This window comes from Halomonas sp. WWR20 (genome assembly GCF_054602495.1).
The window spans coordinates 61006-81840 of record NZ_JBTRHR010000007.1 but is presented as its reverse complement, the minus strand read 5'-3'; the positions used below and the strand labels follow the sequence as shown (position 1 = coordinate 81840).

The window sequence follows — 20835 nt, the reverse complement described above, 5'->3', positions numbered from 1 at the left end:
CCGCTTCATGAGGCTTCAAGATGAAACAAGGTATTCACCCCGATTACAAGCAAGTCACCGCGACCTGTTCCTGCGGTGCCACGTTCGGAGTCGGCACCACCGCCGGACACGATTTCAGCGTGGACGTCTGCTCTCAGTGTCACCCCTTCTATACCGGTAAGCAGAAGCAGGCGACCACCGGTGGACGCGTCGAGCGTTTCAACAAGCGTTTCGGTGCCGCCATCAAGCGCAACTGATTCACGCGCAGTTGCATGACAAAAACCCGCCTTTGGCGGGTTTTTTTGTGCCCGAGAATCGCACGACGCGGGGCAGGGATAAGGGATGTTTTATGCTTGATGCTTTAGGTATAAGTTGCAGCAAATGCTGAGAATGGTTTCAAACGGGCGCTTAAAAAAGCTGAAATGACAACAATTTGACTCAAGTTGTGAGGCGGCGGGTTTTTCTATATGGTGGCCGAACATCTCCATGACTTGATCGGAATAAAGAGCATGACAGACGCAAAAAAACAGGCGGCGCTGGATTATCACTCCCAGCCGATTCCCGGCAAGTTGTCTATTGAGCTCACCAAGCCCACCGAGACGGCCAAGCATCTGGCGCTGGCGTATAGTCCGGGGGTGGCCGAGCCCTGCCGTGAAATTGCCAAGGATCCCGAGAATGCCTACCTCTACACGGGCAAGGGCAATCTGGTCGCGGTGATTTCCGATGGCAGCGCCATTCTGGGATTGGGCAATCTGGGCCCGCTGGCCAGCAAGCCGGTCATGGAGGGCAAGGGCGTGTTGTTCAAGCGCTTTGCCGGAATCAACTCGGTGGATGTGGAGGTCAATGCCGAAAGCCCGCAGGCGTTCATCGACACCGTGGCGCGCATTGCCGATACCTGGGGCGGCATCAATCTCGAGGATATCAAGGCACCGGAGTGCTTCGAGATCGAGCGCGCGCTGATCGAACAGTGCAGCATTCCGGTCTTTCATGATGACCAGCATGGCACGGCGATCGTCACGGCTGCGGGCATGCTCAACGCATTGGATATCGCCGGTAAGAAGCTCGAGGACGCGCGTATCGTGTGCCTGGGCGGCGGGGCGGCGGCGATCGCGTGCATGAAGCTGCTGGTGGCCTGCGGCGCCAAGGCTGAAAATATCTTTATGATCGACCGCAAGGGGGTGATCCATAGCGGCCGCGACGATATCAACCAGTACAAGGCGATGTTCGCTTCCGATACGCCGCTGCGGACCCTGGATGACGCCATCGACGGTGCCGACGTATTCATTGGTCTTTCCGGACCCAACCTGTTCAAGCCCGAGCAGCTCAAGAAGATGGCGGCGAATCCAATCGTCTTCGCCTGCTCCAATCCGGATCCGGAAATTCACCCCGACGACGCGCATGCGGCACGCGACGATGTGATCATGGCCACCGGTCGCTCCGACTATCCCAATCAGGTCAATAATGTACTGGGTTTTCCGTTCATCTTCCGCGGCGCTCTCGATGTGCGCGCCACGCGCATCAACGAGGAGATGAAGGTTGCCGCCGTTCATGCCCTGAAGGACCTGGCCCGCGAGCCGGTTAGCCAGGAAGTGCTCGACGCCTACGAGATCGAAAGCCTGGAGTTCGGCCCCGGTTACATCATTCCCACGCCGATGGACTCGCGTCTGCTGGATCGCATCTCATCGGCGGTTGCCCAGGCGGCCGTGGATACCGGGGTGGCACGCAAGCCTTATCCCGCGCATTACCCCCTGATGAGCATCAAGGAAATTTACGGACGCTGAGATTGCTCCGTCATGATCTGGAAAAGCCGGCCCAAGGTGGCCGGCTTTTGCGTGGGAAGCATGTCGGAAGGCGATCGACAGGCCTTGCCAGCTTATCCATAGGCCTTACCAGCTATAGAGAATCGACATGGCGGTGATGCGATCGGTGTGCGCATCGGAAGCCTCCGGGGGGCTGGTATTGTGGCGTAACTCGTGGGAGAACTTCAGCGCGAGGCTTGAATTGAGTTTCGCGGAAATGGTGGTCAGCGAGCGTGCGGTGACATTGGCGTGCGATCCCTCCACCGACATTTCCTGTTCGAAATAGGCGCCCTGGGCCACGTTGAACTGATAGTCGAGCGCGGCATAGCCGATCGCCAGATCCCGGCCGAGGCCGCTATCGCTCTCCTCATGGCGGTAGCCGGGACCGGTTTCCAATGACAGTACATGGGTCGGACCGTCGGTCACCTGGCGCCCGTAGCCGGCGATTGTGGTGAACAGATAGTTATAACCGCTGAAACGATCCTTCTCCCAGCGGGCGAAGCCGAATAGATAATGCGGACCTTCGAGTTCGTAGCGCTCGCGGCCTCCCAGCAGATACTGCTCAGAGCTGGTCTGATCGTTGGTCTCGATGCGCAGCACTTCGCTGCGCAGGGTATGAGTCAAGCGGCCGGTCAGCCAGGTCAGGCGCCCCCGGGCAATCAGTGTTCGGCTGTTACTGTTGCCGGCGAGTTCGGTAAACCCCAGTTCGGCTTCTCCGCTGAACACGGGAGCATCCTCGGAGGGCGCCGGTGGCGCATAGAAGACATCGGCGCCCGCCGACAACGGCAGGTAGGCAAGTACCGCTATGGGCCATATCCGATAGGCTGATCGGGGCATAAGAGGCTCTTCGCGTATCGCAGGACTTGAGTGAAAAAAACGCGCCGAAATAACCCAGGGGGCGCACGGAGAGCCGTGCTGCCCCCTGAGGGATCAGAAGATGGCTTCGTATGTCCCGGTGCCCTGGGAGCCACTGCGATCCTCCAGCTCCGGGCGGATGGATCGAGGCTGATAATCCGGCAAGTTGTCTTCGCGGAAAATTTCCGTGATTCCACCCGGCTGGTCGTCATGCAGGCGCCGGCCGGTGTCGGGATCGATACGAACCTCGACGATGCCTTCCGGCATCGCGGGCATCCGCTCGGGTTGGCCCTCTAGCGCCTGACCCATGAACCTCATCCAGATCGGCAGGGCCGCTTGTGAGCCGTATTCGCTGGTGGTGGAGTTGTCATCCTTGCCGACCCATACCGTCGTCACTATGTCGCTGTTGAATCCCGAGAACCAGGCATCCCGCTGATCATTGGTGGTACCGGTCTTGCCCACGATATCGCCACGATTCAGAGCCAGCGCGGCGCGTCCCGTGCCATGCTCGATCACATCGCGCATCATGTCGCGCAGGATATACAGTGCCTCGGGGTCCACGACCCGAGGCGCAATGCGGCGAGTCTTGCCATCGACCTCGGTCTGTGTCGCATCCTCGCTGCATTCGCGGCAGGCGACCAGCGGGTCGGCCTCATCGATGACGGTGTCGTCGCTGCCCTGGGTGATTTTCTCGATGTACCAGGGCGAGACGCGGAACCCGCCATTGGCGAGCACGGCATAGGCATGTGCCATTTCCAGCGGTGTCAGTGAGGCGCTGCCCAAGGCCAACGACAAGCCATGCGGCAGTCGGCCTTCGGCAAAGCCGAAGTTCTTCAGAAACTCCAAGGTACGGTCGAGTCCCAGGGTTTGCAGAACGCGGATCGTGACCAGGTTGCGCGACTGATACAGCCCCACGCGCAGCCGGGTCGGGCCGTGAAACTCCCCTTCGGAATTCTCCGGGCGCCAATCGCCGCCCATGTCCGGCATGACCACCGGCGCATCGTTGATCACGGTGGCCGCCGTCATGTCACCTTGCTGGAGGGCGGCGAGGTAGACGAACGGCTTGAAGATCGAGCCGGCCTGTCGTTGAGCCTGAATGGCGCGGTTGAACTTGCTGGCGGCAAAACTGAAGCCGCCCTGCAGGGCGCGAATCGCACCGGTGTCGGGATCGAGCACCACGATGGCACCCTGAGCGTCGGGAAGCTGGGACAACCGCCACTGATCGTCTTCGGTCTGAATGATGCGCACCATGTCACCGCGGCTGGCGATCTGTGCGGCATCGGTCGGCGCCGCTTCACGCCAAGACGCACTACGATAACGACGTGCCCATTTCAAGCCATCCCAGGCGAGAGTGATGACTTTGCCGTCCTGACTCAGCACGCGCATCTCGCGGCCGTCGGTCTCGATCACGATCGCGGGTTGCAACGGGCCATAGGCAGGGGTGCGCTCGAGCACCTTGAGCCAGTTGCTGACATCGCCGTCGACACCGGCAATGCTGGCCTGGCTGCTCTGGGCGGCCTTGCGCGCCGTTTCCATGACCTCCGGCGATTCCGACAGTTCTTCTTCCAGCCCCTGACGTTCGGTACGTTCCTGCGCCTCGACCAGGCTCGCGGGAATATCCTGCTCTTCGGCGCCGCGCCAGCCATGGCGCGTGTCGTAATCGATCAGGCCCTTGATCAGCGCTTCGCGTGCCTGAGGCTGCAGCCGGCTGTCCACAGTCGTGGTGATTCGGTAGTTATCGGTATAGGCCGCGTCGCCGAAGCGTTCATGGGCATAGTGGCGCGCCATTTCGGCTACGTAAGGGGCCTCGACTTCCACCCGGGCCGTGTGGCGGCGTGCCGTGACCGGGGCCTGGACGGCTTGCTCGTAAGCCGCCGGGTCGATATAGCCCAGTTCACGCATGCGAAACAGGATCCAGTTGCGCCGGATCAACGAACGTTCCGGGTTGGCCAGGGGATTGAAGCGCGAGGGCGCCTTGGGCAGGCCGGCCAGCATCGCCTGCTGAGCCAGGCTCAGCTCGGCAAGAGGCTTGTCGTAATAGGTTTCGGCTGCCGCGGCGATACCGTAAGAGCGGTTGCCCAGGAAGATCTTGTTGACGTAAAGCTCGAAGATCTCCTGCTTGGTCAGAATCTGTTCCATCTGTAGCGACAGGAGGATTTCGCGAATCTTGCGCGTAAAGGTTCGGTCCAGAGTCAGCAGATAATTGCGCGCCACCTGCATGGTGATGGTGCTGCCTCCCGACTGGATATTGCCGCTCGAGGCGAGCTCCAGCGCGGCACGTGCCAGCCCCTTGGGGTCGACGCCCGGATGCTCGAAGAAACTGTTGTCTTCGGCGGCCATCAGCGCATGGACCAGCGTCTCGGGAATGTCGTCGAAGTTTACCGGCATGCGCCGCTCTTCGCCGTATTCTCCGATCAATTTGCCGTCATGGGTGGTGATGCGCAGCGGTGTCTGCAATTCGAAGCCCTGAAGTTGCCGGACATCGGGCAGACCGGGAGCGAAATACAGGGCGGCGCCAACGATGGCGAGCACGCTGCCGACGCACAATGACAGCAGCAACCATAGCGCTGAGGACAGCAAGCGACTGAAAAGCTTCATGAAAAAATAATGTCCTGGTAGCAGGTGGCGGTCTGGCCGCGATGGGTAGCGCAATCCGTGGCCCTGCGCATTATATGAATGCAGGGGAGCGTGGGCCAGCGTTGATGCCAGAGGCGTAATTGTGAAGTGTTATTTTGTGATACTTATTGTAATCTCGCCACTGTGCGAGGCGACGTATCTCGTTCTCCATTCGGGGCCGTGCGTGTTGGCTAATGCGTTGTGACTATTACAGAGGTGAGACATTGTTAGGGCTTAAAAGATCCGGCCGGGGGCTGGTCGGTGTCGACATCACCTCTGCCACGGTCAAGCTGCTCGAGCTCAAGCCTGTCGGGCAAAGCTTTCAGATCGACAGTTATGCCGTACGTCCCTTGAGCGAAGGCGCTGTCATCGAGCGGCGCATTCGCAACATGGACGAGGTGGTCCAGACGATACGCCGCGCGGTCGAGCATGCGCGTCCCCACTCCAAGCGTGCCGTTGTCGCGGTGCCTGCCAGTGCCGCGATTACCAAGAAACTGACCCTGCCCATCTCGTTCAACGATGAGGAAATCGAGACGCGTATCCAGATGGAGTCGGAGAAGCACATTCCCTTTCCCCTCAACGAAGTGGCCTTCGATTTCCAACGTCTGGGCGCGAACAAGCGCCATGCCGATCAGCAGGATATCCTGCTGGTGGCCTGTCGTCTGCAGGATGTCGAACAACTGACCGATGCGTTGGGCCAGGCCGGCCTTGAGCCCGAGGCCGTCGATGTCGAGACGTTCGCCCTGGAGCGGGCCTTCGCGGAACTGCACCGACAGGTGCTGGCGGGCAGCGACGAGGATGCCTGTGTCGCGCTTGTCGATGTCGGCGCCTACATGAACGCGTTTCATGTCATTCAAGGCGGACGCACCCTCTATACACGCGATACTCCTTTCGGGGGGCGTCAGCTCACCGACGAGATCCGCCGGCATTACGGGTTGAGCCTGGAAGAGGCGGGTCTGGCCAAGAAACGCGGCGGGCTGCCGGGGGATTACGAAAGCCAGGTGTTGGCCCCGTTCATCGATACCGTGATCCAGCAGGTCGGCCGTTCCCTGCAGCTCTATCACACCTCCGGCAAACAGTACGAAATTCGCCAATTGGTGCTCGCCGGAGGCTCGAGCGCCATTCCGGGGCTTCAGGAGCGTCTCGCCGAGAAAAGCGGGTTGCCGGTGGTCATTGCCAACCCTTTCGCGCGGATGAAGGTCCATCCACGTATTGGCGTTCAGGCGTTGGCCGGCGATGCCCCCGCCATGCTCACCGCCTGCGGGCTGGCCATGAGGACGCGAGGATGACGATCGATATCAATTTGCTGCCCTGGCGCGAGGCGCAGCGTGAACATCGCTCGCGGCGCTTTCAGCATGCTCTGCTGGTGCTGGCCGTTCTCGGTCTTCTCGGCGGCTGGGCCATGAGTCAGTGGTATCAACTCCGCGTCGATGCCGAGCAACAGCGCCTGGCGCTGATCAGCCAACATACCCAGCAGCTCGATAAGGATATTCAGGCAGTACGGGACTATCAGCGCCTGCGCGAGCGCATGCTCGAGCAGATCAAGCTGATACGCGAGTTGCAATTCAGCCGGCCGCAAACCGTGCGGGTATTCAACCAGTTAGCGGAAAATCTGGTCGACGGCGTGCGTTACGAGCGCCTATCCCGGCAGGGCGAGTTGCTCAGCCTCAGCGGGCAGGCGCATTCCAATCGTCAGGTGTCCGACCAGATGCGTGCACTGGCCTCCTCGGCGGTATTCGGCGTGCCGGTGCTCTCGGATGTGCAGTCGGGAGAGGGGCCGGTCAAACGCTTCAACATGAGCGTTGAGCAGCGACTGCCCGGCGTTCCGGGACCGCAAGAGGTATCGCCATGAATCTGCAATCCGAATGGCGGGCGCTGCGGGAGCTGGATTGGCGGGAACTCGATCTCAAGGAAGCCGGTACCTGGCCGTTGTCTCTACAAATGTTCTGCGGCGTGGCGACTTTCCTGCTGGTGTTGTGGGGCGCGCAGTGGTATTTGGCGACACCCAAGCAAGAAGCGCTGGAGCGTGTGCAGCGTGAGCAGCAGCAGTTGCTGGAACAATTCGAAATGAAGGCCTTCCAGGCCGCCAATCTCGGTGAGATGCGTACTCAGATGACCGAGCTCGAGGCGCGCATGGACTCGCTGCTGGAGATGCTGCCCACCGGAGCCGAAGTGCCGGCGCTGCTCGACGACATCAGTGAAGCGGCCCTGGAACAACATCTGGTGATCGACTTCATTCGTCTGAAGGCTCCGGTCGTCCGCGAGTTCTATATCGAACAGCCTTTCGATATCCAGGTGCAGGGCGACTATCACCGCATTGCCGCCTTCGTCTCCACGGTAGCCGGACTGTCGCGCATCGTGACGCTGCATGACTTCAGTCTGACGCCGGTGGCCGATGGCACCCTGCGTCTGTCGATGCTGGCCAAGACCTACAGCTATCGCGACGAGCCAAGTGCCAAGGAGGCGCCATGATGTTGCGACGTATCGGGTTCGCTGCGAGCTTGGGCTTGCTGCTGGGGCTCGTCGGTTGCCAGGATGCCCGGCTCGGCGAGCTTGAGCAGCGGCTGTCGACCTTGCGGGATAAACCGCAGGGGCACATTCCCGCGCTGCCGGAAACACCGGTCTACCAGGCGGTGACCTACACCCAGGCGGAAGCGCGCAGCCCCTTCGAGGCCGAGCGGATAGTGGCGCAGAGGCCGCAGGCGCCCGCCCACAATGAACTGGCCCCCGACTTGTCGCGCCCGCGCGAACCGCTAGAGCGTTACGCGCTGGAATCGCTGAGTCTGGTCGGCACACTGACGGTGGGGGGGCGTTCCTCTGCGCTGGTGCGTTCGCCCGAAGGCCAGGTTTATCGCCTCGAGGCGGGGGCCTACCTGGGGAGCGATTTCGGCCGTATCCGTAAAGTTCACGGGGCGGCCGTCGATATCGTCGAAGTGGTGCGTGATGGCCAGAACGGCTGGAGCGAGCGTCAACGCACGTTAGCGTTGAGCGAACAGAACGGCCGCACGGATTGACGCCGTGGACCGTGACAAGAGAGGCATTATGAGGCGATATCTGCGCAACAGTCTGAGCGGTCTGCTGGCGCTGGCTTGGCTGGTTTGCGGGCAGGCCCTGGCGGCATCGGCGTTGACGGAGCTGGATTTCACGCAACTGGCCGGTGGGCAGCTACGTGCCGTGATGACCTTCGAGGGCGGCGTGCCGGAGGTCAAGGGCTATCGAATCGATTCTCCCCCACGCTTGGCGCTGGATCTCATGGGCACGCACAGCCGTCTCGAGCGTCAACGGTTCGCGCTCGATATCGCGGGCGTCCAGCAGGCGACGGTGCTCGAGGCGGGCGGGCGCACGCGGCTGGTATTCAACCTTGACGAGCCTCTGGCCTACACCACGCGTCAGGAGGAAGATCGGGTCATCGTAACGCTTGGGGTAGACGCAGGACACAATGCCTCGTCGGGCTCGGCAACGACGACTCCCGTACCGCCGACGCAAGGCGGGCCGCGTATCGAGGACCTGGATTTTCGGCGTGGCCCCGACGGTGAAGGGCGCATCGTGGTGAGGCTGAATCGCAGCGGCCTGGAATCGCGCGTGCGTGAGCAGGGAGACTCGGTTCTGGTGGAGCTGAGGGGCGTACGATTGCCCGCCGAGCTCGATCAGGTGCTCGACGTCAGCGATTTCGGCACGCCGGTGCAGCGTATCGTGCCGCACGCCGGACGCAATGGCACGACGCTTGAGCTCGAGAACACCGGTAACTATCTGCAGATGGCCACCCATACCGGGCGCGAACTGGTGATCGAGGTCAAGCCGTTGAATGACCGCGAGCAAGCCGAGCGTCTGGAAAAGCGCTTTCCCTATACCGGGGAGCGCATCACGCTGAACTTTCAGGATATCGAGGTGCGTTCGGTGCTGGGAATCATCGCCGACTTTACCGGCCTGAACCTGGTGGCCAGCGACAGTGTAGAAGGCAGCGTGACGCTGAATCTTCAGGAAGTGCCCTGGGATCAGGCGCTTGACCTGATTCTCAAGAGCCATGGCCTGGCGAGCCGACGTACCGGCGATGTGCTGGTGGTCGCCCCGGCGCAGGAGCTGGCCGCGATGGAGCGGCAAGCGCTGGAGTCCCAGGCGCAGAATCGCCAGTTGGCACCGTTGACCACCGAATTCGTCCAGGTGCGCTACGCCAAGGCCGAGGCGCTGGCCACGTTGTTGCGCGGCATGGAAGGGGTCGGCTTGATGTCGGAGCGAGGCCGGGTAACGGTGGATCTGCGTACCAACACGCTGCTGATCCAGGACACCCGCGAGCAGATCGAGGCCATTCGGCGCACCATAGACTACCTCGATGTGCCGGTACGCCAGGTGCAGATCGAAGCGCGCATCGTCATCGCCCGCGACAGTGCGGCCAAGGAGCTGGGGGTAAGCTGGGGGGCTTCGGCGGCGGATGGAATCAATGGCATTCTTGGGCGTGGCAGCAGCCTGGACCTTTCCGGCGCCGCCGCTGGGTCGGTCGGCAATGGCGGATTGTCGGTGGATCTCGGTGATGCGGCCAGCCCCTCGAATGCTTTCAGTTTCGGCTATCTGTCCGGTGACGTGTTGATCGATCTCGAGCTGAGTGCGCTGGAGAGCGAGGGCAAGAGCCAGACCATTTCCCAACCCAAGATCATCACCGCCAACCAACAGACGGCGCTGATCAAGCAGGGCAAGGAAATCCCCTACGAGGAATCCGCCGGGGATGGCGCCACCAGCATTTCCTTCAAGGAGGCCGTGCTATCGCTTGAGGTCACGCCGCAGATCACACCGGACAATCGCATCATCATGGATCTGGTCATCAACAACGATGCCGTTTCCGATGACAGTTATGGCGGCGAGCCGGCCATCGACACCAATGAAATTCAGACCCAGGTGCTGGTCAACAATGGCGAAACCGTGGTGTTGGGCGGTATCCTGACCTCCGAACAGCTGCATACATTGTTCAAGACACCGTTTTTTGGTGATCTGCCGTTCGTGGGTAATCTTTTTCGCTATACCGACGAAGCCAACGAAAAGGTAGAATTGCTGGTGTTCATTACTCCCAAGATCATTGAGGACAATCTGGCGATTCGCTGATGCAGGGTCTTCCCAACCTTTTTTTGATCGGCCCCATGGGGGCCGGAAAAAGCACCATCGGCCGCCTTTTGGCGGCCGAGTTGCAGCGTGACTTTCTCGATAGTGATCATGAAATCGAGGCGCGTTGCGGTGCCAATATCCCCTGGATCTTCGATGTCGAGGGCGAGGACGGCTTTCGCTGTCGCGAGAGCGCGATGCTGTGCGAGCTGAGTCTACGCGACGCCATCGTGCTTTCCAGCGGCGGCGGCGCGGTGCTGCGCGAGGAGAACCGCCAGGTATTGCGCGAGCGCGGCACGGTGATCTATCTGGCGACCACGGTCGAACAGCAGCTCAAGCGTACCGCCCGCGACCAGAATCGCCCCCTGCTGCGCCATGGCGATCGCGAAAGGATTCTGCGCGACATGTTTGCCAAGCGCGATCCGCTCTACCGGGCCACGGCGGACCTTATCGTGCGCACCGACCGGCGCAGCCCGCGCTCGGTGGTCGCCGAGATCATTCGTCGGGTCAAGCGTCTTACCGACCCCTTACATATCAAGGCCTGAGCCATGACCGTGTCTACCGATTCCCTGCAGACCCTGACCGTTGAGCTGGGCGAGCGCCGCTACCCGATCCATATCGGTCCGGGATTGCTGGGCGACGCCTCCCGGCTGCGCCCCTATCTGGCCGGACGTCAGGTCATGATCGTCACCAACGAAGTGGTGGCTCCGCTGTATCTCGAAACCTTCAAACAGGGGTTGGACGAGGATCTCGAAGTCAGGGAAGTGATTTTGCCCGACGGCGAACGCACCAAGACTCTGGCCTCGGTGGAGCGCATCTGGGATGCGCTGCTGGCGGCGGGTTTCAATCGGCGCTGCACGCTGGTGGCGCTGGGCGGAGGTGTGATCGGCGACATGGCCGGCTATGCCGCGGCCAGCTACCAGCGCGGCGTGGCCTTCATTCAGGTACCGACCACCTTGCTATCCCAGGTCGACTCCTCGGTGGGCGGCAAGACCGGCGTCAATCATCCGCGCGGCAAGAACATGATCGGCGCCTTCTGGCAGCCGCGTGCGGTACTCATCGATACCGATACCTTGCAGAGCCTGCCGCCGCGCGAGCTTTCGGCGGGGCTGGCGGAAGTCATCAAGTACGGCTTGATCCGCGATGCGGCCTTTCTTGACTGGCTCGAGGCGCGCATGCCGGCGCTGCGTGGTCTGGATAACCAGACGCTGACAGAGGCGATTCTCAAAAGTTGTGCGATCAAGGCCGACGTGGTGGCCGAAGATGAGACCGAGCAGGGCGTGCGCGCCTTGCTCAATCTGGGGCATACCTTCGGCCACGCCATCGAGGCGGCTAAGGGATATGGCGTGTGGCTGCATGGCGAGGCAGTAGGCGCGGGCATGCTGATGGCGGCGCAACTGTCCGCGAAACTGGGCTGGCTGAGTTCCGCCGAGGTGGCGCGTGTCACTACCCTCATCGCCGCGGCGGGATTGCCCACGGCAGCGCCGGCCTCGATGGATGCCGATGATTTCCTGCGCCTCATGCGCCTCGATAAGAAGAATGTCGACAGCCGGCTGCGCTTGGTGCTGTTGCGCCAATTGGGTGAGGCTGGGGTGTTCGACGACACGCCCCCCGAAGTGCTTCGAGAGCTGCTGAGCACTTTCCCGCGTATCGAATGACGCCCGAGTTTGGCGCCCTTGGCCGGGCGTGAGCGCTGCCTTGACGCCTGCCGACCGGCAGGCGTCGGCGTTTTTGCGGCTATAGTCAAAAGGCCTAAGCGATAAAACTCGCATGGCTTATGCATGATCGGCATGGGGTGGGGGAGGGTGTCTAGACCAAAGTATAAGTTGAGGTGAGTTATGGAAATTAATTCCTAAGTCACTGAAAGTTTAGGAATTTTGTGGGGATCTGTTAGCTAAGGTCGCGATTTTGCGGAAGTTTTGCCACAAATATCCGGTAGGTGGTTTGCGCACGCAACGATGTGTGGCTATGCTAGGCAGCCTTTTTGCGCCGACATTTTGCCCTCCGTGACATCAGCACAAATTAAAGAAAACTGATCACTATATAGTGCATCTGTCCTGGATACAAGTTCTACGATTGTGAGGCACGCCCATGATGAGAGGTCTCCACCAGCCTGGCGAATTCCGCGACAACTGTGGTTTCGGCCTGATCGCCCATATGGAGGGCAAGGCCAGCCACGACCTGTTGAAGACGGCCATCGAGTCATTGACCTGCATGACGCATCGCGGCGGTATCAATTCCGACGGCAAGACCAGCGACGGATGCGGCCTGCTGTTTACCCTCCCCGACGCCTTCATGCGCGCCATGGCGGATGAAGAGCTGAACATCGAGCTCGGCGAGCAGTATGCGGTGGGTAGCGTGTTTCTGCCCGATGACGACGTCCGCGAGGCACACGCCCGCGAAGTGCTCGAAACCGAGCTGAGCGAGCGCGGCCTCAACGTGCGCGGCTGGCGGTCGGTGCCTCACGATTCCAGCGTCTGCGGCCCGATTGCGCAGGCATGTCAGCCGCGCATCCGGCAGATCTTCGTCGAGCCGCACGACGCGCGTCGCGACGACCAGCTCTTCAATGTCGATCTGTTCATGGCACGGCGTCGCGCCGAGCAGAAGCTGGCGCACGAAGAAGACTTCTATGTCAGCTCGCTGTCGTCCAAGGTCATCTCCTATAAGGGCTTGATGATGCCCGAGGACCTGCCGACGTTTTATCTGGACTTCGGCGATGAGCGCATGGAAATTTCGATCTGCGTCTTCCATCAGCGCTTCTCGACCAATACCGCACCGCGCTGGCCGTTGGCTCAGCCATTCCGTTTCCTTGCCCACAACGGCGAAATCAACACCATCGAAGCCAACCGCAATTGGGCCAACGCGCGCAAGGAAAACTTCGTCTCCGAATTGCTGCCTGACATCACCGAGCTCGATCAGGTGGTCAATACCGTGGGCTCCGACTCCTCAAGCATGGACAACATGCTCGAAGTGCTGATGACCGGCGGCATGGAGCTTTACCGGGCGGTACGCATGATGGTGCCGCCGGCGTGGCAGAACGTCGAAACCATGGATGGCGATCTGCGCGCCTTCTATGAATACAACTCCATGCATATGGAAGCCTGGGACGGGCCGGCCGGCATCGTGGTTACCGACGGGCGTCATGCGGTATGCATGCTTGACCGTAACGGACTGCGTCCGGCGCGCTGGGTGATCACCGACAACGGTTATATCACGCTGTCCTCGGAAATCGGCGTGTGGAGCTATTCGCCCGAGAGCGTCGTCGCCAAGGGGCGCGTCGGGCCGGGACAGATTCTCTCGGTGGACACTCACACCGGCGAGGTGCTGCATACTTCCGATATCGACGAGCAGCTCCGCTCGGCGTTTCCCTACAAGCGTTGGCTGAATGAAAACGCCAGCTATCTCGAGTCGTCGCTGACCGAGCTGGCACGTTTCCAGCCGATGGATGCCGACCAGTTGGGCGTCTACCAGAAGATGTTCCTGGTCACCAACGAAGAGCGCGATCAGATTCTGCGTCCGCTGGCCGAGTCCGGCCAGGAGGCGGTCGGCTCGATGGGCGACGATACGCCGATGGCGGTACTCTCGAGCCAGCCGCGGATGCTGACGGACTATTTCCGCCAGAAGTTTGCCCAGGTCACCAATCCGCCCATCGACCCGCTGCGCGAAGCGATCGTCATGTCGCTGGAGACCTGTCTGGGCGCCGAGCTGAACGTCTTCGAGGCCACGCCCGAGCATGCCCACCGTCTGATCCTGACCACGCCGATCCTGTCGCCGCGCAAGTTCACGGCGCTGACTCAGCATGAAGATCCCGCCTTTGCCAGCGCGACGCTGTCGCTGGGCTACGATCCCGAGACGCTCGGGCTCAAGCAGGCCATCGTGGCGTTGTGTCAGGCCGCCGAACAAACGGCGCGCAGCGGCAAGGTGGTGCTGGTGCTCTCCGATTGCGGTCTGGAAAAAGGACGCCTGCCGATCCATCCGGCGCTCGCCGTGGGGGCGGTGCACCATCATCTGGGCGGCAAGGGGCTGCGTACCCATGTCAATCTGGTAGTGGAAACCGGGTTCGCCCGCGACTCGCATCAGCTGGCTGTGCTGTTCGGCGTGGGTGCCACGGCGGTCTATCCGTATCTCGCCTACCAGGTCATGGCCGACATGCACCGCACCGGCGACCTGATCGGCGACCCGGCGGATTCGCGCGAGAACTATCGCAAGGGCATGCAGAAGGGGCTGTTCAAGATCCTGTCCAAGATGGGCATTTCGCATATTGCCTCCTATCGCGGCGCGCAGCTGTTCGAGGCGGTGGGGTTATCCTCGGAGATCATGCAGTTGTGCTTCCCGGGCATGGCTTCGCGCATCGAGGGTTCCGGTTTCGCCGAGCTGCAGATGCAGCAGGAGTTGCTGGCGCGCGAGGCGTGGATTGCGCGCAAGGCCGCGCGTCAGGGGGGAATCTACAAGTACGTTCATGGCTACGAATATCATGCCTTCAATCCCGACGTGATCAAGGCGCTGCAGGACGCGGTACAGCAGGGCGACTACGGCAGGTGGAAGCGTTTCGCGCAGCTGGTCAACGAGCGGCCGGTGGCGACGATTCGCGATCTGCTCAAGCTCAAGCCGGCCGCCGAGCCGCTGCCGCTGGATGAGATCGAGTCGGTGGAAGAGCTGCTGCCGCGCTTCGACAGTGCCGGTATGTCGCTGGGCGCCCTGTCGCCGGAGGCGCACGAGGCGCTGGCCCAGGCCATGAACGAATCCGGGGGACGCTCCAACTCCGGCGAGGGCGGCGAAGACCCGGCGCGTTACGGCACCATCCGCAGTTCCAAGATCAAGCAGATCGCCTCCGGGCGTTTCGGCGTGACGCCCGCCTATCTGGCCAACGCCGAAGTGCTGCAGATCAAGGTCGCGCAAGGCGCCAAGCCCGGCGAGGGCGGCCAGCTGCCCGGCGGCAAGGTCAACGAGTTGATCGCGCGGTTGCGCTACGCGGTGCCCGGCGTGACGCTGATTTCGCCGCCGCCGCACCACGACATCTACTCGATCGAGGATCTGGCACAGCTGATCTTCGACTTGAAGCAAGTCAACCAGGAGGCGCTGGTCTCGGTGAAGCTGGTTTCCGAACCGGGCATCGGCACCATCGCTACCGGCGTGGCCAAAGCCTATGCCGACCTGATCACGGTTTCCGGCTACGACGGCGGTACCGCGGCGAGTCCGTTGACCTCGATCAAGCATGCCGGCTCGCCTTGGGAGCTGGGGCTGCCCGAAGTGCATCAGGCGCTGCGTATCAACGGCCTGCGCGACAAGATCCGCCTACAGACCGATGGCGGGCTGAAGACTGGCCTCGACGTGGTCAAGGCCGCGATTCTCGGCGCCGAGAGCTTCGGTTTCGGCACCGCGCCGATGGTCTCGCTGGGCTGCATCTACCTGCGCATTTGCCACTTGAACAACTGCGCCACCGGTGTGGCGACGCAGAACGACTATCTGCGCGGCGAGCATTTCCGCGGCACGGTGGACATGGTCAAGAACTATTTCCGTTTCGTGGCCGAGGAAGTCCGCGAGATCATGGCATTGCTCGGGGTGCGCAAACTCACCGACCTGATCGGGCGCACCGACCTGCTCGAGAAGATCGAGGGGCAGACCAGCTCGCAGCAGAAACTGGTGCTCGACTCGCTGCTCGCCAACGACTGGGTGCCCGAGGATGCGCCGCGTCATTGCCTGGTGCAGCGCAACATGCCGCACGATCTGGCGAGCAAGAACGAAGAGATCCTCGAGGCCCTGAGGGACACTATCGAGCACAAGCGCGGTGGCGAATTCACCTTCACGCTCAGCAACTGTGACCGCTCCGTGCCGGCCCGCGTCTCCGGCGAGGTCGCCAAGCGTTACGGTGAGGCGGGTCTGGAGGACGCGCCGGTAACCCTGCGTCTGACCGGTGTGGCGGGGCAGAGCTTCGGGGTATGGAATGCGCGAGGTCTGAACCTGTATCTCGAGGGCGACGCCAACGATTATGTCGGCAAGGGCATGAACGGCGGCAAGCTGGTGATTACACCGCCCGAGGGTAGCCGTTTCGAAAGCCACAAGACGGCGATCATCGGCAACACCTGCCTGTATGGCGCGACCGGCGGCAAACTGTTCGCGGCGGGGACGGCCGGGGAGCGCTTCGGGGTGCGCAACTCCGGGGCACATGCGGTCATCGAAGGGGCAGGCGATCATTGCTGCGAATACATGACCGGCGGGCTGGTGTGCGTGCTCGGCGATACCGGCCTCAACTTCGGCGCGGGCATGACCGGCGGCTTTGCCTATGTGCTCGATCAGGATCGGACCTTCGTCGATCGTTACAACCATGAGCTGGTCGAGATTCATCGTGTCAACACCGAGGTGATGGAGGCATATCGCCGCCATCTGCGTGAAGTGCTTCAGGAATACGTTGCCGAGACCCACTCCGCGCGCGGACAGGAAATCCTGAGCAATTTCTCCGATTTCATCCGGCATTTCTGGCTGGTCAAGCCCAAGGCGGCAAGCCTCAACGGCTTGCTGGCCGAGTCCCGTCGCCGGCCCGAGTAGCGTCAGCTGCTCAATCGAGAAAGTAGAGGAGAAGCTGACTATGGCTAACCGTTTATCCAACGATTTTCAGTTTATCGATGTTGCTCGCAAGGACCGTACCAAGAAGGACGCTAGACGGCGGGCGAAGGAATTCACGGAAATCTACGAGCCTTTCCGTCCCCAGGAGGCCGCGAGTCAGGCGCATCGCTGTCTGCATTGCGGCAATCCGTATTGCGAATGGAAGTGCCCGGTTCACAACTATATTCCCAACTGGCTGAAGCTGGTCAGCGAGGGTAACATTCTCGAAGCCGCCGAGCTGGAACATCGCACCAACTCGCTGCCGGAAGTGTGCGGTCGCGTATGCCCTCAGGAGCGCCTGTGCGAGGGGGCCTGCACCCTGAATGACGGGTTCGGCGCCATCACCATCGGTTCGATCGAGAAGTACATCGCCGAGACCGCGTTCGCCATGGGCTGGCGCCCCGACATGTCCAAGGTGACCTGGACCGACAAGCGCGTGGCGGTGATCGGGGCCGGGCCGGCGGGGCTGGGCTGCGCCGACATCCTGGTGCGCAATGGCGTCAAGCCGGTGGTCTTTGACCGCTACCCGGAAATCGGCGGGCTGATCACCTTCGGCATTCCCGAATTCAAGCTCGAGAAGCATGTCATGAAACGCCGCCGCTCGGTGTTCGAGGAGATGGGAATCGAATTCCGGCTCAATACCGAAATCGGCCGTGACATCGATTTCCAGCAACTGCTCGACGAGTACGACGCCGTGTTCATGGGCATGGGCACCTACAAGTACATGCAGGGCGGTTTCCCTGGCGAGGACATGCCCGGCGTGCACAAGGCGCTGGATTTTTTGATCGACAACATCAACCACAATCTCGGCTTCAACGTTGCCACCGACGAGCATGTGTCGATGAAAGGGCGGCGCGTGGTGGTGCTGGGCGGTGGCGATACCGCCATGGACTGTAACCGCACCTCGATTCGCCAGGGCGCGACCAGCGTGACCTGTGCCTATCGGCGCGACGAAGCCAACATGCCCGGCTCCAAGCGCGAAGTCGCCAGCGCCCGCGAAGAGGGCGTCGACTTCCTGTTCAACCGCCAGCCGGTGGCGATTGTCGGCGAGGATCGGGTGGAAGGCATCAAGCTGGTGCGTACGCGCATGGGCGAGCCCGACGAGAAGGGGCGGCGTAGTGCCGAGGTGGTGCCGGGCTCCGAAGAGGTGGTTCCCGCCGATGAAGTGATCATCGCCTTCGGTTTCCAACCCAGCGAGATTGCCTGGTTCGAGACGCATAACATCGAGGTCGATCCGCGCGGTCGCGTGGTGGCCAAGGAACAGGGCCAACGGGTCAAGGGCAAGTTTGCCTTCCAGACCTCGAATGAAAAGGTCTTCGCCGGCGGCGACATGGTGCGCGGTTCCGACCTGGTGGTGACGGCCGTCTATGAGGGCCGTCAGGCTGCCGAGGGTATCCTCGACTACCTCGAGGTGTAAGCGCCCGCTAGCACCGGGTGCGTCCTGAGGCTTATAGCGTCATTCAAGCCCCGATCTCCGGATCGGGGCTTTTGTCTTTGCAGGCCGCGCGTGGAGGGCTAGCCTAAGAAAGGCACGACGCATCAGGGAGACAGGCAATGACGGAGCATGACGTGGACGAGGCATTGGTCGCAACGGGACTGGCGAGCGGACAGGCCACTTCGGTGACCCCCGAGACGCTGGTTTTCGAGGATGACGGCGCGATTCCCAATACCCGCCTGCCGACGTTGCATTTTCGTTCGCAGGGGCCCGCCGCTCGCCTCGATGGCAAAGCTCTGGCGGAGCGCTTCGAGCGGTTGTATGCCGCGCATGGTTGGCCGCCTAGCTGGCGAGGCGGGGTATACAATTACCACCATTACCATTCCACCGCCCACGAGGCGCTGGCGGTGGTTGCCGGCCGAGCGACGCTGCGTCTGGGCGGCGCCTCGGGGCAGGACGTCGAGGTCAAGGCAGGCGATCTGGTGGTCTTGCCTGCCGGCACCGGGCATTGCCGGCTATCGGCCAGCGAAGACTTCGAGGTCACGGCGGCTTACCCGCAAGATCAGTCACAGGTTGACCTGTTGCGTGCCGACCCGGCCGAGCATGATGCAGCGGTGGCCCGCATCGCCAGGGTTTCGCGTCCCCAGCACGACCCGCTGGGAGGCGAGCTGTCGCGCTGGTGGAGCTGAAGCGTCGTTCGGGACGCTAAATTGAGCGCTCCGATCGAATCTGCTATTCTGGCGTCCCATCCGGGCCCGGTTCTCTCCACGGCCTTCTGATCACGATTCGACAGGTTCTTCATGACACGATATATCTTCGTGACCGGCGGCGTTGTGTCCTCTCTCGGCAAGGGCATTGCGTCAGCCTCCCTCGCGGCGATCCTCGAGGCACGCGGCCTCAAGGTCACCATTCTCAAGCTGGATCCGTACATCAACGTGGACCCGGGCACCATGAGCCCGTTCCAGCATGGCGAGGTGTTCGTCACCGAAGACGGCGCGGAAACCGATCTGGACCTGGGCCACTACGAGCGATTCATCCGCTCGAAGATGACCCAAGGCAACAACTTCACTACCGGGCGCGTCTACGAGCACGTGCTGCGCCGCGAGCGCCGCGGCGACTACCTCGGCGGCACCGTGCAGGTGATTCCGCACATCACCGACGAGATCAAGCGCCGGGTGATTGCCGGCGGCGAAGGCTTCGATGTGGCACTGGTGGAGATCGGTGGCACGGTCGGTGATATCGAGTCATTGCCGTTTCTGGAATCGATCCGGCAACTGCGCAGCGAAGTGGGGGCCAACCGGGCGCTATTCATGCACCTGACCCTGGTACCCTACATCAAGACCGCCGGAGAGACCAAGACCAAGCCGACCCAGCACAGCGTCAAGGAGCTGCGCTCGATCGGCATCCAGCCGGATATCCTGATCTGTCGCAGCGAGGTCGAGCTCGAGGAGAGCGAGCGGCGCAAGATTGCGCTGTTCACCAACGTCGAGGAGCGTGCGGTCATTCCGCTGCAGGATGCCGATACCATCTATCGCATTCCGCTGATGCTGCATGAGCACGGGCTCGACGACATCGTCTGCGACAAGTTGCGTATCGAGGCGCCCGAGGCCGATCTCACCGAATGGGTGCATGTGCTCGATGCCAAGCTCAACCCGCTCAAGTCGATCAACATTGCCATGGTCGGCAAGTACATGGAGCTGCTCGACGCCTACAAGTCGCTCAACGAGGCGCTGATCCACGCCGGCATCCAGACGCGGGTCAAGGTCAATATCGACTACATCGATTCCGAGGATATCGAGCGTCACGGCCCCGATCGCCTGTCCGGCAAGGATGCGATCCTGGTGCCGGGCGGCTTCGGCGAGCGCGGCGTGGAAGGCAAGATACTCACCGCCCGTTATGCCCGCGAGAACGGCATTCCCTATCTGGGCATCTGCTTGGGCATGCAGGTGGCGGTGATCGAGTTCGCACGCCACGTGGTGGGCTGGGAGGATGCCAATTCCACCGAGTTCACCCGCGACACCAAGCACCCGGTGGTGGGGCTGATCACCGAGTGGATCAACGCCGAAGGGGAAATCGAGCTGCGCGACGAGGCCTCGGATCTGGGCGGCACCATGCGTCTTGGCGGTCAGGTCTGCCATCTCGAGCCGGGGACCCGGGCGCACCAGGCCTATGGTCTCGAAGACATCACCGAGCGTCACCGTCACCGTTTCGAGGTCAACAATCAGTTCATCGACGAGATCGAGCGGGCAGGGCTGGTGATCTCCGGCAAGAGCGTCGACAATTCCCTGGTGGAGATGATCGAACTGCCGGATCATCCGTGGTATGTCGCCTGTCAGTTTCATCCGGAATTCACGTCCACGCCTCGCGACGGTCATCCGTTGTTCACCGGCTTCGTCAATGCGGCGGTGGAGCACAAGGCGGCACGCAACCGCATGCACGCTCAAGCCCAGAGCTGAG

The 20835-nt window shown here is 61.8% G+C and carries 15 protein-coding genes; 13 read left to right on the top strand and 2 right to left on the bottom strand.

Features of this window, described 5'->3' with window-relative positions; translation table 11 throughout:
- Positions 1-20 precede the first annotated feature (20 nt).
- Entirely contained in the window at positions 21-236 is a 216-nt protein-coding gene (gene rpmE / locus ACW4DH_RS13910; RefSeq protein ID WP_459636996.1) for a 50S ribosomal protein L31, read from the top strand.
- 252 nt (positions 237-488) lie between these two features.
- A complete protein-coding gene (locus ACW4DH_RS13905) occupies positions 489-1760 on the top strand; it encodes a malic enzyme-like NAD(P)-binding protein (protein ID WP_459636995.1) in 1272 nt (423 codons plus the stop codon).
- Positions 1761-1865: 105 nt separating this feature from the next.
- On the opposite strand, the gene ACW4DH_RS13900 is transcribed toward ACW4DH_RS13905, so the two are convergent.
- Together ACW4DH_RS13900 and ACW4DH_RS13895 are read right to left on the bottom strand one after the other, a co-directional pair.
- Positions 1866-2615, bottom strand: a complete 750-nt coding sequence (locus tag ACW4DH_RS13900) for a DUF481 domain-containing protein (protein ID WP_459636994.1) — start codon at positions 2613-2615, stop codon at positions 1866-1868.
- 93 nt (positions 2616-2708) lie between these two features.
- Positions 2709-5231, bottom strand: coding sequence for a penicillin-binding protein 1A (locus tag ACW4DH_RS13895; protein WP_459636993.1), 2523 nt, complete (start codon positions 5229-5231; stop codon positions 2709-2711).
- Positions 5232-5473: 242 nt separating this feature from the next.
- On the opposite strand from ACW4DH_RS13895, the gene pilM reads away from it, so the two are divergent.
- The 11 genes from pilM to ACW4DH_RS13840 all read left to right on the top strand — a co-directional run bounded on the left by pilM (position 5474) and on the right by ACW4DH_RS13840 (position 20834).
- Entirely contained in the window at positions 5474-6538 is a 1065-nt protein-coding gene (pilM, locus tag ACW4DH_RS13890; protein ID WP_459636992.1) for a type IV pilus assembly protein PilM, read from the top strand.
- The gene (locus ACW4DH_RS13885) at positions 6535-7101 is read left to right on the top strand and encodes a PilN domain-containing protein (RefSeq protein WP_459636991.1); all 567 of its coding nucleotides are present in this window, start codon (positions 6535-6537) and stop codon (positions 7099-7101) included. Before pilM ends, ACW4DH_RS13885 begins: the two co-directional genes overlap by 4 nt.
- The gene (locus ACW4DH_RS13880; RefSeq protein ID WP_459636990.1) at positions 7098-7721 is read left to right on the top strand and encodes a type IV pilus inner membrane component PilO; all 624 of its coding nucleotides are present in this window, start codon (positions 7098-7100) and stop codon (positions 7719-7721) included. Before ACW4DH_RS13885 ends, ACW4DH_RS13880 begins: the two co-directional genes overlap by 4 nt.
- Positions 7718-8263: a pilus assembly protein PilP gene (locus ACW4DH_RS13875; RefSeq protein ID WP_459636989.1), complete on the top strand. Its 546-nt coding sequence runs from the start codon at positions 7718-7720 to the stop codon at positions 8261-8263. Before ACW4DH_RS13880 ends, ACW4DH_RS13875 begins: the two co-directional genes overlap by 4 nt.
- A 28-nt stretch (positions 8264-8291) precedes the next feature.
- On the top strand, positions 8292-10343 hold the full coding sequence (gene pilQ / locus ACW4DH_RS13870; protein ID WP_459636988.1) for a type IV pilus secretin PilQ: 2052 nt from the start codon (positions 8292-8294) through the stop codon (positions 10341-10343).
- Positions 10343-10885 (top strand): shikimate kinase AroK, encoded by a 543-nt coding sequence (gene aroK / locus ACW4DH_RS13865; protein WP_459636987.1) that lies wholly within the window; start codon positions 10343-10345, stop codon positions 10883-10885. Before pilQ ends, aroK begins: the two co-directional genes overlap by 1 nt.
- Positions 10886-10888: 3 nt before the next feature.
- Positions 10889-11998, top strand: a complete 1110-nt coding sequence (gene aroB / locus ACW4DH_RS13860; protein ID WP_459636986.1) for a 3-dehydroquinate synthase — start codon at positions 10889-10891, stop codon at positions 11996-11998.
- Positions 11999-12431: 433 nt separating this feature from the next.
- Positions 12432-16886, top strand: a complete 4455-nt coding sequence (gene gltB, locus ACW4DH_RS13855; protein ID WP_459636985.1) for a glutamate synthase large subunit — start codon at positions 12432-12434, stop codon at positions 16884-16886.
- A 40-nt stretch (positions 16887-16926) separates the two neighbouring features.
- Entirely contained in the window at positions 16927-18360 is a 1434-nt protein-coding gene (locus ACW4DH_RS13850) for an FAD-dependent oxidoreductase (protein WP_459636984.1), read from the top strand.
- A gap of 137 nt (positions 18361-18497) precedes the next feature.
- Positions 18498-19067, top strand: coding sequence for a cupin domain-containing protein (locus ACW4DH_RS13845; protein WP_459636983.1), 570 nt, complete (start codon positions 18498-18500; stop codon positions 19065-19067).
- 111 nt (positions 19068-19178) lie between these two features.
- Positions 19179-20834: a CTP synthase gene (locus ACW4DH_RS13840; protein WP_459636982.1), complete on the top strand. Its 1656-nt coding sequence runs from the start codon at positions 19179-19181 to the stop codon at positions 20832-20834.
- Position 20835 lies beyond the last annotated feature (1 nt).

Bases quoted from the DNA above. Each gene is read 5' to 3' on its own strand.
- rpmE (WP_459636996.1), top strand. From the start codon at position 21: ATGAAACAAGGTATTCACCCCGATTACAAGCAAGTCACCGCGACCTGT.
- ACW4DH_RS13905 (WP_459636995.1), top strand. From the start codon at position 489: ATGACAGACGCAAAAAAACAGGCGGCGCTGGATTATCACTCCCAGCCG.
- ACW4DH_RS13900 (WP_459636994.1), bottom strand. From the start codon at position 2,615: ATGCCCCGATCAGCCTATCGGATATGGCCCATAGCGGTACTTGCCTAC.
- ACW4DH_RS13895 (WP_459636993.1), bottom strand. From the start codon at position 5,231: ATGAAGCTTTTCAGTCGCTTGCTGTCCTCAGCGCTATGGTTGCTGCTG.
- ACW4DH_RS13885 (WP_459636991.1), top strand. From the start codon at position 6,535: ATGACGATCGATATCAATTTGCTGCCCTGGCGCGAGGCGCAGCGTGAA.
- ACW4DH_RS13880 (WP_459636990.1), top strand. From the start codon at position 7,098: ATGAATCTGCAATCCGAATGGCGGGCGCTGCGGGAGCTGGATTGGCGG.
- ACW4DH_RS13875 (WP_459636989.1), top strand. From the start codon at position 7,718: ATGATGTTGCGACGTATCGGGTTCGCTGCGAGCTTGGGCTTGCTGCTG.
- pilQ (WP_459636988.1), top strand. From the start codon at position 8,292: ATGAGGCGATATCTGCGCAACAGTCTGAGCGGTCTGCTGGCGCTGGCT.
- aroK (WP_459636987.1), top strand. From the start codon at position 10,343: ATGCAGGGTCTTCCCAACCTTTTTTTGATCGGCCCCATGGGGGCCGGA.
- aroB (WP_459636986.1), top strand. From the start codon at position 10,889: ATGACCGTGTCTACCGATTCCCTGCAGACCCTGACCGTTGAGCTGGGC.
- gltB (WP_459636985.1), top strand. From the start codon at position 12,432: ATGATGAGAGGTCTCCACCAGCCTGGCGAATTCCGCGACAACTGTGGT.
- ACW4DH_RS13850 (WP_459636984.1), top strand. From the start codon at position 16,927: ATGGCTAACCGTTTATCCAACGATTTTCAGTTTATCGATGTTGCTCGC.
- ACW4DH_RS13845 (WP_459636983.1), top strand. From the start codon at position 18,498: ATGACGGAGCATGACGTGGACGAGGCATTGGTCGCAACGGGACTGGCG.
- ACW4DH_RS13840 (WP_459636982.1), top strand. From the start codon at position 19,179: ATGACACGATATATCTTCGTGACCGGCGGCGTTGTGTCCTCTCTCGGC.